This is a genomic window from Rhodococcus pseudokoreensis, assembly GCF_017068395.1.
Taxonomy (GTDB): domain Bacteria; phylum Actinomycetota; class Actinomycetes; order Mycobacteriales; family Mycobacteriaceae; genus Rhodococcus_F; species Rhodococcus_F pseudokoreensis.
In genome coordinates this window covers 4,841,874-4,857,859 of sequence record NZ_CP070619.1, presented here as the reverse complement: position 1 = coordinate 4,857,859, position 15,986 = coordinate 4,841,874, and the positions used below count along the sequence as shown (strand labels likewise).

Sequence of the window (15,986 nt, the reverse complement as noted above, 5' to 3'; positions counted from 1 at the left end):
CGATTCAACTCAATGGCACAGCGTGGGGATCCGAAAATGCGGATCCCCACGCAGCGATCAGGTCAGGCGCTGACGGCCCCGTGGCCCATCTCCTGAGCCAGCGACTGCAACTGAGTTGCGGTACCGAGACTGTCCAAGTAGTCGGTGTATCGGCGAATCTTGCCGTCCCGCACCTCGAGAACACCGGCGACACGGAAGTCCATGATCTTCGACCCGTCGCCCCGGTACATCGTGTCCACCCGTTCGGTGAAGACCAGGTCGCCGGCCGAACCGATGTTGATCACGTTGATATCGCAGTAGGCCATTCCGGTTTGTTCGGCGAGCGTGTCGAGGTACTTCAGGGAGTCCTCCAAATTGGGGTGGTGATCGAACCCCACGCTTTCCCACTCCACGTCCTCGGCGAGGTACTCACGATAGGTCTTCTTGAATGACTCCAGGTCAGGCCCCATCCCCTTGAAGAAGTCGAGGACGAATTGTTCCTTGTCGTTGCTGGCCGAGACCATGTCATCTCCTTGAAAGATCGAGAGGTAGATATTCCACTACGAGAGTATCAGCTTAGTGACGTGGATTACAGAGAGAATTTTCGACAGTGACCCGATCACAGGAAGCCCGCGTTACAGCGAACGCCCTTCGCGATCGGCGATCGCCAAGCGGCGCTGCCGATCTCGGATCCCGACTCCAGATGAGTCGGTCAGCCGATGATGCCGGGAATCACCAACGGATTGTCACGGAGAACATCACGGTTGCCGGCCTTCCAGGCCGCCAGCTTGTCGGCGATCGAAGGCGACTGCAGCGCAACACGATCGAAATAGTGGGCGTACCGCTTGACCGCGAGGGCAACCTCCGAATCATCGGTCGCCACCCGAGATAGCAGTGCACCCGCCTCCATATCGTCGGCGGACGGTCTCTGCACCCCGATGAGCTCGGCGCCCTCGTACGCCCCGTCCGTCGACACCGCCATCGCGAAGACGATGTCGATGACTTCCTTCATCGCCGTCTGCGCGCGCTGCGCGAGCCCGGCGGTCGAGGAATCCTCGGACAGGCTGCGCGACAGGGCCACTGCTTCGCAGGCGGCCACCGACATGCCTTGGCCGTACAACGGGTTGAATGCCATGACGGCGTCGCCGATCAGGAGGTGGCCGTCAGGTCGGTGGGTGAGATCCTCCCAGACCCGCCGCCGGCTGCCGCGCACCCGATAGGTGGCAATGTCGGTAAGGAACTCCGCCTTCCGGGCAATCTCCCCCACAATGGGACTCGGCGCGGCGTCGAGATGCGCCATGAACCCGTCGAGGTCTCGGGGCGGATCCTGATTCATCATCCCGAGGCCGGCAATCAGATAGATCCCGTTGTCGGCGGGTACCACCGCGGCGCCCCGGCAGTTGCCGGGATGGGGGTGCGCCAACACCCCTGCCACACCGTCGTCGAAGGCGTCGTCGGGCAGCCGCACCTCGACCGTGGCGTAACCGATGTGTGACCGCATCTCCTTTTCCTGGGGAGCGTCGTACCCGATGTCGCCGAGCCACTCCACCGATCGCGAAACTCTTCCGGTGGCGTCGACGACGAGATCCCCCTCCAGCGTGGTGCCGTCGAGCAGTTCGAATCCCGTTACGCGTGACCGGTCGTCGGTGACCGATATTCCGGTGACGGCCGATGACCGGAGGGTGACATTCGGCAGGTCCAGCACCCTGTCACGCACCACGTGCTCGAGTACGGGTCGGCGCATCATCACAGTTCGAGTTCCGCTGCGCACGCGACCGGCCCAGCCGAAGCGTCCGTAGACGGCCAGGTCGGCGGGTGAGTCGACCATGCGAGCCCCGGCCGCCTCGAAGTCGTCGACGATGCCTGGCAGCAGCTCGGACATGGCGTTCTGACCTGCGCCGAGCAGCGCGTGGACCTGCCGTCCCTGGGGGACTCCGCGTCGAGGTGCCGGTTCGACCGGTATCTCGTCCTTTTCGATGATGGTGACGTGCCGCGCGAACGGGCTCGCCGCAGCGGCAGCGAGCAGGCCCGCCATACCTCCTCCGGCGATGACAACCGAGTCCGGACCCATTGCGCCTCCCAGGCATCTCTCTGCACTTACGTTGACGATCAATAGTCTTGCATGCGACTATCGATGTGACAAGGAACATAGGAGGACGAAAGTGATCATCCACCCCGGAGCGGAAGCACGGACCGACGCAGAGAAGGCAGTCGTCGGGTTTCTCGACGACTGGGGACCTGGCGCCTGGCCGCACATGCGCGACTGCTACGACCACTGGATGACCGAAGACGTTTCCTGGGAGAACACCGGGTCGCCGGCCACCAAGGGGAAGCAGGCAGCGATGGACTTTCTGACCACGCTGCACGACACCCTCGAGATGGAGTACTGCACCGCCGAGCTGCTCAACATCGCCTCGCGCGACAACCTCGTGCTCACCGAGCGGATCGACCGGGTGCACACCGCCGACGGCAGCGTCGCGATCGAAATACCGATCATGGGTTCGTTCGTCGTCGCAGACGGAAAGATCGCACGCTACTCCGACTACAACGCGGACTCGCCTATCCGGGAACGATTCCCGCGGCACACCCACTAATTCTTCGTCGTACAGGGGACTGAACAATGACCGTTGAATCCATGGAGCAGGCTGTTCGTCGACTCGTTGCCATAGAGGACATTCGCCAACTCAAGGCTCGATACTTCCGTTGCGTTGATTTCCGACTCTGGGACGAATTCGCAGACCTGTTCACCGACGACCTCATCGTCGACTTCGCCGAATCGACCTCCTCCCCTCGCGGCAAGCAGGAGTTTCTTGCAAGCGTGGCCAGGCACTTCGAAACCGGCTACTCGGTCCACCACGGACACGTACCCGAGATCGACATTGTCGACGAGACGACAGCAACGGCCATCTGGCCGATGTACGACCGCGTAGAGTCCCCGGCCGGCAGCGGCTATGTATCCCATGAGGGGTGGGGCCACTACACCGAGACGTACCGGCGATGCGACGACGGGCGATGGCGCATCTGTCGCAGTCGACTCTCCCGAATCGAACGACACGAACTTCCGAAACAGGAGACGGGAGTTACCTCGTGACAACAATTGGACTCACACTGCCACAGCTGGGGCCGGTCGTGACGGCGTCGTTGATCCGTGACTTCGTTCAGCAAGCCGACGACATGGGCTTCGACAACGTATGGGTGCAGGACCACTTCCTCTACGCACTCCAGCAGTCGGGCGATTACGGCGGCAGCGCAACCGACCAGCCCGATGTCTACCGTTCAGTGTGGGCGCCCACCGAGTTGCTCGCCGCCGTTGCCACCTGGACGGATCGCCTGCAACTGGGAACCAGTATTCTCGTCGGCGGAAATCACTGGCCTGCGCAATTGGCCAACCGACTTGCCACCGTCGACCGAATCAGCGAAGGCCGCCTGTCCGTCGTAGGCCTGAGCGTGGGATGGTCCGAGGAAGAACATCGGGCCGTCGGAGTCGACCCCCGTACGCGAGGCAAGCGTATGGATGACTTCATTCCCGCTCTCCGTGCGTGCTGGAGCGACGATCCGGTGGAACACCATGGCGCGTTCTTCGACATCGGACCGGCCATCATGCAGCCGAAGCCCACACGGATCCCCCGCTTGATGTCCGGCATGTACTCCAAAGCAGGCCTCGCACGAACTGCTCGCGACTTCGACCTGTGGAATCCCGGTTCCATCCCCATCAGTAATGTGGTGGGTATCCTCGAGGACATCAACAGTCAACGGCCGCAGGACAAGAACCCGGTCGGAGCGATCTACCGACTCGCTCAGCAATCCACCGCCGGCAAACGAATGACCGTGGACGAAATGACCACCCGAGTTGCGGAGTGCGTTGCCGCAGACCTCGAAGGAGTCATCATCGAGACCAACTTCTGCTCCGAAATCACAACATCAACAGGATGGCTCGAGGTTCTCACAAACCTGAAGCCGCTTGTCGAAGCCGCGAAGGGCTGATCACATGATCACCACCATCGAAAGCCTGACCTTGCGCGTCACCAATGTGGCCGAGGTCGCCGACGACGTCATCGAAGTATCGTTCGCAGATCCGGAAGGGCATCCCCTGCCGACCTGGGAGCCGGGGGCTCACATCGAAGTGCACCTGCCTTCGGGCCTGTCTCGTCAATACTCGCTCTGCGGGAACCGAGACGATCGATCGAAGTACACGATCGCCGTTCTGAGGGAAGAGAACGGCCGCGGCGGTTCGAAGGAACTGCACGATGCCGCCGAGGCCGGCGTCGAGCTGAACATCCGCCTTCCGCGGAACAACTTCCACCTGGTCGAGGCGGACTCGTACATCTTCATCGGCGGGGGGATCGGCATCACACCACTCATCCCCATGATCGAGCAGGTGCGCAAAGCGGGGGCACGATGGACTCTCGTTTACGGTGGCCGTAGCGCCAGTTCGATGGCGTATCGCGAGCAGCTCGGTTCACTCGGAGATCAGGTGGATTTGTGGATCGAGGAGGAGCGCGGCTATCCCGATCTGCCGTCCATCCTCGCGAGTGCGCCGGGCGGCGCCGTGATCTATACCTGCGGTCCGAGCGCGATGATCGACGCGGTTGCGGCGGAGTTCTCCGCGCACGACCATCTCGGCGGTCTGCATTTCGAACGCTTCTCGGCCAGCGGGCCCGTGGACACCAGTGGCGATTCGTTCGAGGTGGAACTACGACGAACCGGTGCCACGTTCACCGTCCCCGAAGGAGTCAACATCCTGGACGAGGTGCGAAAAGTGCTCCCCGATCAGCCTTTTTCCTGCGAGGAGGGATACTGCGGCGAATGCGAGACCAAGGTACTCGACGGCGAGCCTGACCACCGCGACGACTACCTGACTCCCGACGAGCAGGACAACGGCGACATGATGATGATCTGCGTGAGCCGCTGCAAGGGAAGAAAACTCGTACTCGACCTATGACAGTTCTGCGTCGCTCGCGTATAGACACGTCGCCGCGCAGTCAGATACTCTAGCAATCAATATTCTAGCAATCGTGCATGAGGAGTTTGCGGTGACAGATCGAGCGGACACAACAACCTGCCCCGCCGCCACATTCGATGACCTGCTAGCGCTGCGTCCTGACGTCGTTCGGTGCCCCTATGGTGCATACGCCGCCCAGCGCGACAGCGACCCGGTCTCATACAATGAGCAGTTGGGCGCTTGGATTGTCACGCGGCACGAAGACGTTCTGGATGTGTTGCGTGATGCCACCCGGTTCTCGAACCGCATGGCCAGCGGGCCCAGTTCGGTATCAGGTATCGCCCAGCAGATACTGCAGAATGCCGATCTCCCGGAGCGCACCCGGCAGCAGGCGGCCCGGCGCATCGAACTGAGCAAATCGCGCGTCCTGCTGTTCTCCGATCCGCCCTTGCACAAGCGTCAGCGCTCACTTGTCAATGCCGCTTTCACGCCTCGCCGGGTAGCAGAACTCGACGGCGCCGTGAAAGAGCTGACCAATCAGCTCATCGACAACTTCGCCGCCGACGGCCCCACCGACGTCGTCGCCGGCTTCAGCATGCCCATTCCGATGACAGTAATTGCGACCCTTCTCGGGGTGCCGCCTTCCCACATGGCGACCTTCAAAGAGTGGTCCAACGCCTTCACCCGTGGCGTCGGCGCACTCTCACACGACACGAATGCCATCATCGAGATCTTCGACCAGGTGGACGCCTTCTACGATTACTTCACCGAGGAACTCGATCGGCGGCGCGAGCATCCTGTCGACGATCTCTTGAGCGACCTGCTGGCTGCGCGACTCGATGGCGAAGCTCCCCTGACTCTCGCCGAGTTACTCCAGATGCTGGTGCAATTCCTGGTCGCCGGCAACGAAACGACGACCAACCTGCTGACCAGTGCACTCTGGATGCTCGCCAAGGATCCCGCGTTGCAGGAATCCCTGCGTGAGGATCACGACAAGATCACCAACTTCCTCGACGAGGTGCTTCGCCTGGAACCGCCCGTACAAGGAATCTGGCGGGTCGCCGTCGACGAGGTGGAGGTCGGAGGCACCCGCATTCCTGCCGACGGCCTCATCTACCTGGTTACCGGTTCCGCAAACCGAGATCCATCGGTGTACAGCGAGCCCGACGAAGTCGATCTCGACACCGCACGGGCCCGCCACCTGACGTTCGGTCGCGGCGAGCACTCCTGCCTGGGTATGAATTTGGCCAAGATGGAGTCCAAGGCGGCACTGACGGTTCTGCTGGAGCGTTGCCATTCCATCGCTCTGGCCGACCCAGACGAGGAAGTGACGTTCCACCGGAGCTTCGTGCTGCACGGCATCGAATCGCTTCCGATTACCTTCTCGTCGCCCTCGCGCTGAGCCTCTCACACTGAGCCCTCGGCGACGAGCCCGACTCTTCAGCCCACACGACAGTGCGAGTCCCGCCCGGGACTCGCACTGTCGTTCATTTATCGCAGGCCGCTTTCATTCGGCACTTCCCGCCTCACGCGGTCGCGGTTTCCGCCGCCTTCGCGCGTGTGAGCACGCTGACCAGGTTCGCGGGACCATCCACCCGGATGTGATCCCCATCGTGGATGACCCTCGTCCCGCTCTGCGTGCCGATCACGAACGGAATGCCCAGTTCGCGGGCGACCACCGCCCCGTGGCTCGCCGACCCGCCAATGTCGATCACCAGGGCGTCAGCCAACGCCATCAGGGGAGCCCAGCTCGGGTCGGTGAATCGACACACCAGAACATCGCCCGCGTCGAGTTCGATTTCCTGGTCCGGATCGACCACAACCCGCGCCCGACCCTCCACGCTTCCGCCGCCGCTCGCAGCGCCGGACAATTCGGTGACATCCACAACGTCGACCTCGACGGCGCCCACGAGCGGTTCCGGCATGCCTCGAAAGGCGACGGGAAGCGCCATTGCCTTGTACTCGGCACGGGTCGCGCGGCGGACCTCGACGACCTCCTGCACGTTCGGTACGCGCCCGCAAACCAATTCCTGGCATTCCTCGATCGTGACGAAGAAGATGTCGTCGACCTGCTGGAGCACGCCGCGTTCCACCAGTTGCGCGCCGAGGTTTCGCGCCGCCGCTCGAGCCGCGTCAATTGCCATGAGATACGCCGCCTTCCCGACCTGCAGCGTTCGGATGATATTTCGCATCCGATGCACCAACCAACGCGTCGCCGGACGGCGAGACCATGGAGTCGCGGCGAGAAGACGGCGTTCCGCCTCGATGCCGACTTCCCGGGCGCGCGCTGCGCGCACCGCGGGTCGTTCGGATCGCTGTGCGTATGCCGCCGCCAATGCACGGATGGGTGCAGGGTTCTCACGCCACACCGTGGTGTAGGGATTTCCTTCATTCGGTCCGTGGTAGCCCCAGCTCTCCAGGAACTCGCCCTCGGTCAGCTCGTCCTGACCCAATCGCCAGAGGTCGTCAGCCATCCTCGTCTCGTTGACATCTCCCACCCCCGACAGCAGTTGATCGGCAAGTGTTGCATCTCCGGCCTTTTCGGCGGCTTGTGCCACCGCGCTCTGCGCGCCCTGGAACACGAACCTCCATACACAGTGAACGGAAAAGATGCGCTGGAACTGATCGCGCGCTTGCACCAGAACATCGATGGGCTCGCTGTTCGATTCTTTCCGCGGGTAGACCGACGCCGTCCAACGCTCGTGCATCTCGTCGTGCAGAGATTTCAACCTCGGGCCGGTTCGCAGCAGAGCGTACGGCGCCTTGAACATGAGCACGGGAACACGGGCGTAGCTCGACTTGAACTGCGGCGCATCCGGTCGCACGCTTCCCATGAGGTCACGCTCGAAGTCGTCGGCATCGACGCCAGGCAGTGCCGACATGATCTTTTTGATGGCGTCGACGTTCAGCGCTTGCCTTCCGAAGAAGCAGGACAGGCCGCGATCGTTTACATCGGGGGAGACGGTGACCTTCTTCTTCGGGAGCACACCGAACGCGTACATCGAATAGAGCCAACCCAGCTCAGCTGACCGTTCCCACACACTCCAGCACATGGGTGACATGACCTCGGGGCAGGCCTCGCCCAGGTTGGTGCTGGTCCAATACCGATCAGGTTCAGACGTTCCGCGAATCGGGTCGGTGACGTTGGTGTACAAGAGCTTCTCCTCATCGTGAGCGCCGATGCTGCCGTGCCGACGAAGGCCGGGACAGCCCTGGGGGCAGCACCCTCCGGCACAGTGATGCCGCACGCTTCTGCGGCGGCGAGTGACGGGCACCACAATTAAACTCTACCCTTTGACTATAGAGCAATAGATTGTCTAGATATCGCATCAACAACAGTCGGGGTCTAGACTTTATTGTGGCGCATGTCATAGAGTCGACCTAGCGACGGTCACCATCCCAGGCTTCCATTCCTCGGACCCTTCATGGCCGAAGCGCACAATCCGCCGTCGTCACAGAGAGGCGCAGTAATGGTTTCAACGCCGCCGAAAGGCGTCACGCAACGAACCACACCCCCCGAAAGGCACGACGAGTCCTCGTCCGACGGGATCACGCCGAAAGGCAAGGCCATCATTGCGACTGCGGTCGTCATCGCAGTCGTCGCCGCCCTGATCATCACCGCGCTCCGGCAGGGACCCGTCCTCGGAAGTGCGGACTTCACAATAGATCCCGAGTTCGGGATCCCCACGCCGCCACACAACACGCCGTACATGTCGACGAACAACATCATCGCCACCGTCTGCATGACTGCAGTAGGACTCATCGGTGTCGGTCTCGGAATCCGCGAGATCAGGCGAACCGGGTCCCTGCTCCCGCTGATGCTCGCACTCAGTGGAGCGGTGATCTGCATACCCGAGGTGTTCTACGACGTCATCGGCGCGGTGTACTTCCCCTGGAGCGAGTCGAACCACGCCTACACCATCCTCGGCCGGGAGATGCCCTGGTGGATCGTCGCGGGTTGGTTCGGATACGGCGCCTTCATGATCTTCATCTACAAAGTGCTCGAGAGTAACCCTCGCACCAAGATGATCTGGTTGATGTGGGCAGGTGCAGCGGCCAGTTCCGTCATGTTCGAGGAGATTCTATTGAGCATGGGGGTCTACCACTACTACGGGAACCAACCGCTCGTCATCATCTCGCAGCTGCCGTGGTGGTGGATTCCGTGCAACTCGGTCGGCGTGTTCCTGGCCGCAGCGATCGCCTACCGTTACCGCGAGCAGCTACGCGGTTGGAAGTCGATATCGATGCTCCTGATCACCCCCCTGTCTGTCACCGCCGTCTACGGTTTCATCGCGATGCCGTCCTGGATCGCTGTCAACGCCGACTATCCTTGGCTGCCCACACAATTGCTCGGCATGTTGACCATCGCATTCGGTGTGGCGGTGTTCGCATTCATCCTCGACACCTTGCTCGGTCGGCCGCCATTCCGGCCCAACTACATTCCTCCTCGAGTTCCCGCGGAAGGCGGAGTGGAGGCACAACGGTAGCGCCGCATCGCCGGCGGGCCCATCCCGTGCCACCGTACCTCGGTGTCGAAAGCCCCTGATCACGCGCCGGTCCCAACGGACCGGCGCGTGTCGTGCGTGTTCGACCGGTTCCCTATGAGGTCTCGATGAATCTCTTGTACAACTTTCCGTTGTCACCCCGCGGGAGATCTTCTACGACGATGATGCGCCGCGGGCACTTGTAGCCGGCAAGTTTCGATCGGCAGTATGCGCTGAGTGTCGATTCGGTCTGCGTCCCGTTCCGAAATTCCTCCCGCAGTAGGACATACGCGGCAACGATCTCGCCGTATTCGGTGTCCGGAAGGCCGACGACCGCGACGTCGGAGACCATGGGGTGCAGCAGCAGAAGATCTTCGACCTCTTGCGGATAGACGTTGACACCGCCCGAGATTATGAGCTGACTTCTCCGGCCGGTCAGGTAGAGGTAGCCGTCACTGTCGAGATGGCCGACGTCCCCCACGGTCTGCCATCCCCCGTCTCGGGGTTGTTGCTCGTCGTCGTTGTACGCGAACCGGGGAGTGCCTTCGAACCAGACGGTGCCGTCCCGGCCGATGGGGCATTCCCTTTCGTCGTCGTCGGTGATGTGAATCGTGCCGACGAGCGCTCTGCCGACCGAACCGGGGCGCGCCAGCGCTTCGTCCGGCCCGATGTGACAATTGCCGTAACTCTCCGATGCTCCGTAGAGTTCGTGGAGCACCGGCCCCCACCAATTCATGATCCGGAGCTTGAGTTCCGGCGGGCACGGCGCGGCTCCGGTTATCGCGACCTTCAGGCTGGACATATCGGCGGAACTCTTGACCGTTTCCGGAAGTCGATCCAGACGGATCAGCATCGTCGGGACGAACTGTGCGTGGGTGACCCGATGCTCGGTGATTGCCTGCAGCGCCTGCATCGGATCGAATCGTTCCATGCAGACGACGGTCCCGCCGAGCTGCGTGATCGCGAGTACGAATCTGAAGGGGGCGGTGTGGTAGATCGGCGCCGGGGACAGGTAGACGGTGTCGATATCGAAGTCGAACAACTCCGTGTATCTACCGAGATGAGGTGGCGCCTCGGCGGGATGGACGACCGGTGCGGAATGTCGTATCGCCTTGGGAGTGCCCGTCGTCCCCGCACTGAACATCACGCGACCACCGAGTTGTTCGTCCGGCAATTCTGTAGCGGAAACTGCTGACAGCAAGGCTGTTTCGTAGTCTTCGACGTTTCCGAGCGCACCGGGAGCGCTCTCGACGTCGCCGCCCAACACCAGGATCGTCTCGACCCCGGGCAGGCGTCGATTTACCGCTGCCTGCACTGCCTCGAGACAGTCCCGAGAGGTGATGACGACCCGCGCGTCGCACGCACCGAGGACGGCACCGAGTTCGTCGCCACCCAGGTGCCAATTGACGGGCGCGATGTCGAATCCTGCGCGGACAGTCGCCCAGATGACCTCCGCCCACTCGATCCTGTTCTCGGCAACGACTGCGACGGTGTCGCCGGCACACAGACCCCGGCGCCTCAGCAGTACTGCAAGGGACGTCGACCGCCGATCAAGCTCTCGATAACTGATCCGAGCCCCGGAACCAGCCATGATCATTGCAGCGCGCTCGGGATGTGATCTCGCGAAAGTTCCTGGATAGCCCACTTACGTAGCTCCACTTCTCGGGACGGCACTTGACGGTAGACCTCACCCCACTACTCTATGCTTCGATTATCTACCACAAGCGTATTCTCGCCGATCGGCACGCACCCTCCAGGACAGGACACCGCATGGACATCGCACACACTGCCGCACTGGTCACCGGAGCAGCCTCGGGCCTCGGTGCCGCCACCGCCAAGCGTCTCGCCGACGCCGGAGCCACCGTGTTCGGACTCGACCTGCCCCAGTCCATCGAACGCGCCGGCGACAACGTCCCCGACGGCGTCACCCTCCTTCCCACCGACGTCACCAGCGGCGACGAGGTCCAAGCCGCGATCGACACCATCGACGAGTCGGGTCTGCCGCTGCGCATCGTCGTCAACTGCGCCGGCGTCGGCTGGGCCGGCCGCATCCTGTCCAAGAAGGGCCCCCACGACCTCGAACTGTTCCGCACCGTCATCACCGTCAACCTGCTCGGCACGTTCAACGTCATGCGCCTCGCCGCCGACGCCATCGCCAAGACCGACACCGTCGACGAGTCCGGCCAGCGCGGCGTCGTCATCAACACCGCCTCCGTCGCCGCCTTCGAGGGCCAGATCGGCCAGATCGCCTACTCCGCATCCAAGGGCGGCGTGCACGGCATGACCGTCCCCGCCGCCCGCGACCTCGCCCAGTTCGGCATCCGCGTCAACACCATCGCCCCCGGCATCATCGACACCCCCATGCTCGCCGGCGTCACCGACGAATACCGCAAGGGCCTCGAAGCCGGCGTCCCGTTCCCCTCCCGCCTCGGACAGCCCGCCGAATACGCACAACTCGCCCAGATGATCGTCGAACACGACTACCTCAACGGTGAGACCATTCGTATGGACGGCGCCCTGCGCATGGCGCCGCGGTAGGCGGCTCCGCCGCCCGTGCGTGGTTAACGAGTCTCTGGACTCCTTTCCCACGCACGGGGCGCGAAGCGCCGGTAGACCCCTGTCGCGGTGGCGACCACGCCGGCGGCACCGTCGACTCTGACTACCGCACTGGTGTGAAAGCGGTCGGCGATGATCTCGTCGATTTTTGCTTCGATCGTGAGCTCTTCATATGCATCGACCGCTTGCTCGCAGTCAATCGAAAGATGTTCGGCAGAAATTGTTTTCGACAAAAGACAGCCGAGCGTCGCCATCGACTCGTCAAGAATCGCGGAAATCAGGCCGAACGGGACCGCGCCGGAGCAATGCAATCTCGATGTCGCCGGCACGAATGAGGTCCGCACGGTGAGGCCGGGGCCGGCGACGTAGCGGAGATCCAGCCCGATCGGATTGTCGGTACCACATCCGAAGCAACCGTTACCATGGCCGGCGCTCGCGCCAGATATCGGCACAGCAGGGCGGTTCCGCGCGGAATTCGCGCGGAACCGCCCTGGACCGACTGAGCGAGCAGACATGTGCGACTAGTGGGCTGCCGCGAGGATCTTGTTGAGCGGGTTGTCATTTCCCGTTTCGCTGGCGGCGAGCCACTGGGTGACTACCTGCAGATCGGGGTGCGTGTCCTTCGACGGGACCTCTACTTCGAGAATTCCGTCGAGAATCTCGCCCGATGTGGCGTCGACCGTGACGTTCCGGCCTACCAGGTCCATGAGCGAGCCTTCACCGCAGCCGACGACACAGGCCCTGTTGAATTCGCGGCTGACCACGGCGGCATGGGAGGTGGCGCCGCCGATCTCCGTGATGATTGCCTTGGCGGCGAGGATTCCATGGACGTCGTCCGGATCGGTTGTCGGGCGCGCGAGGATGACGTCGATTCCCTGCTCCGCCATCTCCTCCGCCTCATCGGCGGTGCCGACAACGATGCCGGTGACCACCCCGGGGCATGCGACTTCGCCGCGAGCGAGGACTGTCGCACCGATACGAGCGGTGGGCGAGAGATGCGGGCGGAGGAAGGCGCTCAGTTGGTCGGGACTGATCATGGACAGTGCCCCCTCCGGCGTGACGATACCTTCCTTCTCGAAGGTGACGGCATGGTGCACGGCCGCGGTCGCCGAGCGTTTTGCCGACCGCGTTTGCAGCAGCCACAGGTGCCCGGACTCGACGGTGAACTCGATGTCCTGCACGTCGCAGAACGTGCGCTCCAACAGCGACGCCGAATCCATCAATTGCCTGTGGACGTCCGGCATGTTTCCGGCGAGGTGACCGAGGGTCAGGGGTGTACAACGGCCGGACACGACGTCCTCACCTTGCCCACGGGGGAGCCATTCACCCAGCGGTGCCGACTGAGCGGTGACGGGGTCACGCGTGAACAACACACCAGTTCCCGAATGGTCGTCCAAATTTCCGAAGACCATGGCCTGAACCGTGACGGCGGTGCCCCCGTCATCGGAGATGCCGTGGTGGCGGCGATACGCCACCGCTCTCGGGGAATGCCAGGAATCGAACACGGCGGCAACCGCGGCCTCGAGCTGATCCCAGGGTTCCGGGGACGGGTCGCTCCCGACGACCTTGCGGAACTGCTCCCTGAAACGGCGGTGGGTATCGGCGGCATACTCCGCATCGGAGGTCTCCTCGCGGAGTGCCTTTTCGACGCTGTCGTTGATGCCGAGGTTGAGAACCGTATCCATCATCCCCGGCATGCTGCGTGGCGCACCGGAGCGAACAGAGACGAGCAACGGCTTGTTCGTCGCCCCGAAGGTACGTCCGAGCGTACTTTCGAGACACGCGATACCGCTCCTCAGCTCTGCCAGTACGTCCTCGGCGAGTTTCCGATCCGAGGCGTAGTACCGAGTGCATTCGTCGGTTCCGAGTACGAACGCCGGCGGAACAGGGAGACCGAGGGTGAGCATCGAGTTGATGCTGAACGCCTTCCCCCCGATGAGCTCGCGCGTCGCATCCGGGCACTGCCCAAGGCGCAAGACGGTCATCTTTCGTCCTTCCTGACTAACTTTTGGGCCATACGGGATGGCGGGTTTCAGACTGCGCGGCCGGCGGCGGCTTCGGATGCGCGGTCCCTGCCGAGTAATCCGATCAATTCTTCGTGCAGCTCGAACCACACGGTGTGGTAGCTGTCGGCGATCGGTCGCGCAATGAACGTGTGGTCACCGCTGCGAACCTGGTCGAGGGCGGTGTCGAAACGGGCGGTGTAATGGGCCAGGCGCTGATTGAGCTCCGCAAGCCTTCCCAGCCAGGGCAGGAAGGACTCGTGAAGCGCGGTCAGCCGGCTCACGATCTCCGAGTCGTAGTCGGCGTCGGTGTGATCGTTGGGGGTATTCGCGTCCTTCATCTGCCAGTCGGTGATGAGGACCTTCAAGTCGTTGTTGTAGGGGTCGAACTCCTCGTAGAGGCTTTCCAGGCGCGCCTGGTCGACCGACGCTCGCTCTGCGGCGGCCAGTTCCGCGAGCCGCTCCTTGCCGGCGGGTGACACCTTCACGTACTGCCCCGATCGGGTGCAGCGTTCGGCGGCGACGGCATCCTCCACGAGCCGCTCGACCGTCGATTCATCGATCCCGGTAGCGGACGCGAGTGCATTGGGCGTCGCACGCCCTTTCAGGCGAAGTGTCTGCAGCAGGCTCAGTTCCTGCGACGTGCCTTCGTGGTTCGAACTTCCGGTGCTCATCGATTCTGCCCTCGTGCTCGGTGTACTTGGCTTACTCGACACATTAATTGTCGGCTCTTAGAGTAAAACCGATCGTACAGCACTGTGCAACAGATCACTACCGGCGATCGGCGGCAGGTCGGGGCCTCGGACTTCGCACTCACCGCTCGCCGACAGAATCCGCACCCAGGGTTTTCCCCTGGATACGATCGAGCAGACGGTGGCGACGAACCGCGTGCTCGAACGTGGGTGCGACGGCAGTTCCGGTCAGCAAGTCGTCGCGGATCTGGGCGTATGCATTCGCAATGTTGTACGCCCGGGGCGCGTCGCCGAATTGATCGCTCGGTGCCAGTTCGTAGCGGCGAGGCGGGGTCATCGCAGCCAGCGCGTCACCCGAACGGGCCCCGCGTAACTCCACGTCGGCCAGCTGCAGGTGCCCAGAGTTTCCGGTCAGCACGAGGTCGCCGGCGGTGCCGTTGATCTCCCAGAGCAAGTTCGTGCCCGCGGACATTCCGCCGCGGAAGTGCATGGATGCGACAGCACCGCTGTCCAGGGCACCCGTGACCGCAATCTGGTCCTCGGCAGTCATCGGTAGCGTTGTTCCGGAATCGCCGTTCGTAACCTGCTGTCGGCGTATCGCCGTCGTGACCGAGAGATCCGCGAACTCCCCCAACACCATCGTGAGGGCATCGACGGTGTGACCAAACGGGATGGTCAGCATCGTCGCGCCGTTGTCACGATCGAGGGTGTACGCGTTTCGGGCATCGATGCTCGCCCCCCAACTACCTCCCGAACCTATGACGCTGGTCGACAGAACCTCTCCGACGAAACCGTCGGCGACCAGATCACGCATGTACCGGATCGTGGGGGCGGAGCGCGCTTGAAGCCCGACGAAGCCCGGCAGTCCACGACTGCGTGCTGCGTCCGCGAGTTGCTCGGTCTCGCCGAGCCCATTGCCCAGGGGCCATTCGCAGAGGACCGCCTTGCCGGCGCCGAGGGCCGTCATGACGAGGTCGCGATGCTCGGGAACCTTCACCGTGACAACAATGAGGTCGATTTCCTCGCATTCTGCAAGCCTCTGTACGTCGTCGAACGCGAGAGCGACCCCGAACTTGTCGCCTGCCGCCTTCGCCGTGGCGGCACTGCTGGAAGCCAGACCACGCAACTCATAACCTGGGAGCCGCGAAAGCGCAGGTACGTGCGCGTTGGCGGCCCACCCTCCCGATGCGCTGAGTCCCACGATACCGACTCCGAGCGAACCGCGATCACTGATAGGAAATCCCATACCGATATCCACTCCTATTCGAGACAGTCTGTCGTCGGCGTGATGCCGCCTCCCTGCCCCGGAGCTGTCGCATTTCGGCCGCCG

Annotated in this window: 15 protein-coding genes; 7 read left to right on the top strand and 8 right to left on the bottom strand. The window is 62.9% G+C overall.

Annotated elements, in window-relative coordinates; translation table 11 throughout:
- Positions 1-62: 62 nt before the first annotated feature.
- Both JWS13_RS27335 and JWS13_RS27330 read right to left on the bottom strand, forming a co-directional pair.
- Positions 63-503 carry a limonene-1,2-epoxide hydrolase family protein gene (locus JWS13_RS27335; RefSeq protein ID WP_206008449.1) on the bottom strand — a complete coding sequence of 147 codons (441 nt, stop codon included), beginning with the start codon at positions 501-503 and terminating at the stop codon, positions 63-65.
- A 188-nt stretch (positions 504-691) separates the two neighbouring features.
- Positions 692-2,050: an FAD-dependent oxidoreductase gene (locus JWS13_RS27330; RefSeq protein ID WP_206008448.1), complete on the bottom strand. Its 1,359-nt coding sequence runs from the start codon at positions 2,048-2,050 to the stop codon at positions 692-694.
- Between the two features lie 91 nt (positions 2,051-2,141).
- Between JWS13_RS27330 and JWS13_RS27325 the strand changes: the two genes are divergently transcribed.
- The 5 genes from JWS13_RS27325 (at position 2,142) to JWS13_RS27305 (ending at position 6,323) form a co-directional block, all read left to right on the top strand.
- Positions 2,142-2,573, top strand: a complete 432-nt coding sequence (locus JWS13_RS27325; protein ID WP_206008447.1) for a limonene-1,2-epoxide hydrolase family protein — start codon at positions 2,142-2,144, stop codon at positions 2,571-2,573.
- Between the two features lie 26 nt (positions 2,574-2,599).
- Positions 2,600-3,070 (top strand): nuclear transport factor 2 family protein, encoded by a 471-nt coding sequence (locus tag JWS13_RS27320; RefSeq protein ID WP_206008446.1) that lies wholly within the window; start codon positions 2,600-2,602, stop codon positions 3,068-3,070.
- A gap of 38 nt (positions 3,071-3,108) precedes the next feature.
- Positions 3,109-3,963, top strand: coding sequence for a TIGR03619 family F420-dependent LLM class oxidoreductase (locus tag JWS13_RS27315; RefSeq protein WP_241032333.1), 855 nt, complete (start codon positions 3,109-3,111; stop codon positions 3,961-3,963).
- A gap of 4 nt (positions 3,964-3,967) precedes the next feature.
- Positions 3,968-4,921: a PDR/VanB family oxidoreductase gene (locus JWS13_RS27310; RefSeq protein WP_206008445.1), complete on the top strand. Its 954-nt coding sequence runs from the start codon at positions 3,968-3,970 to the stop codon at positions 4,919-4,921.
- A gap of 73 nt (positions 4,922-4,994) precedes the next feature.
- Positions 4,995-6,323: a cytochrome P450 gene (locus JWS13_RS27305; RefSeq protein WP_241032332.1), complete on the top strand. Its 1,329-nt coding sequence runs from the start codon at positions 4,995-4,997 to the stop codon at positions 6,321-6,323.
- Between the two features lie 124 nt (positions 6,324-6,447).
- Here JWS13_RS27305 and JWS13_RS27300 read toward each other — a convergent pair whose 3' ends face one another.
- A complete protein-coding gene (locus JWS13_RS27300; protein WP_206008444.1) occupies positions 6,448-8,076 on the bottom strand; it encodes a PEP-utilizing enzyme in 1,629 nt (542 codons plus the stop codon).
- Positions 8,077-8,391: 315 nt separating this feature from the next.
- On the opposite strand from JWS13_RS27300, the gene JWS13_RS27295 reads away from it, so the two are divergent.
- Positions 8,392-9,408, top strand: coding sequence for a hypothetical protein (locus JWS13_RS27295; RefSeq protein ID WP_241032331.1), 1,017 nt, complete (start codon positions 8,392-8,394; stop codon positions 9,406-9,408).
- 112 nt (positions 9,409-9,520) lie between these two features.
- On the opposite strand, the gene JWS13_RS27290 is transcribed toward JWS13_RS27295, so the two are convergent.
- Positions 9,521-11,050, bottom strand: coding sequence for an AMP-binding protein (locus JWS13_RS27290; RefSeq protein ID WP_206008443.1), 1,530 nt, complete (start codon positions 11,048-11,050; stop codon positions 9,521-9,523).
- Between the two features lie 125 nt (positions 11,051-11,175).
- Here JWS13_RS27290 and JWS13_RS27285 point away from each other — a divergent pair, with 125 nt between their 5' ends.
- Entirely contained in the window at positions 11,176-11,943 is a 768-nt protein-coding gene (locus JWS13_RS27285) for an SDR family NAD(P)-dependent oxidoreductase (RefSeq protein ID WP_206008442.1), read from the top strand.
- Positions 11,944-11,966: 23 nt separating this feature from the next.
- Here JWS13_RS27285 and JWS13_RS27280 read toward each other — a convergent pair whose 3' ends face one another.
- The 4 genes from JWS13_RS27280 to JWS13_RS27265 form a co-directional block, all read right to left on the bottom strand.
- Positions 11,967-12,413, bottom strand: coding sequence for a hypothetical protein (locus JWS13_RS27280; protein ID WP_206008441.1), 447 nt, complete (start codon positions 12,411-12,413; stop codon positions 11,967-11,969).
- Between the two features lie 69 nt (positions 12,414-12,482).
- Positions 12,483-13,946, bottom strand: coding sequence for a pyruvate, phosphate dikinase (locus JWS13_RS27275; RefSeq protein WP_206008440.1), 1,464 nt, complete (start codon positions 13,944-13,946; stop codon positions 12,483-12,485).
- Positions 13,947-13,993: 47 nt separating this feature from the next.
- The gene (locus JWS13_RS27270; protein ID WP_206008439.1) at positions 13,994-14,638 is read right to left on the bottom strand and encodes a hypothetical protein; all 645 of its coding nucleotides are present in this window, start codon (positions 14,636-14,638) and stop codon (positions 13,994-13,996) included.
- A gap of 139 nt (positions 14,639-14,777) precedes the next feature.
- A complete protein-coding gene (locus JWS13_RS27265; RefSeq protein ID WP_206008438.1) occupies positions 14,778-15,902 on the bottom strand; it encodes a Gfo/Idh/MocA family protein in 1,125 nt (374 codons plus the stop codon).
- Positions 15,903-15,986 lie beyond the last annotated feature (84 nt).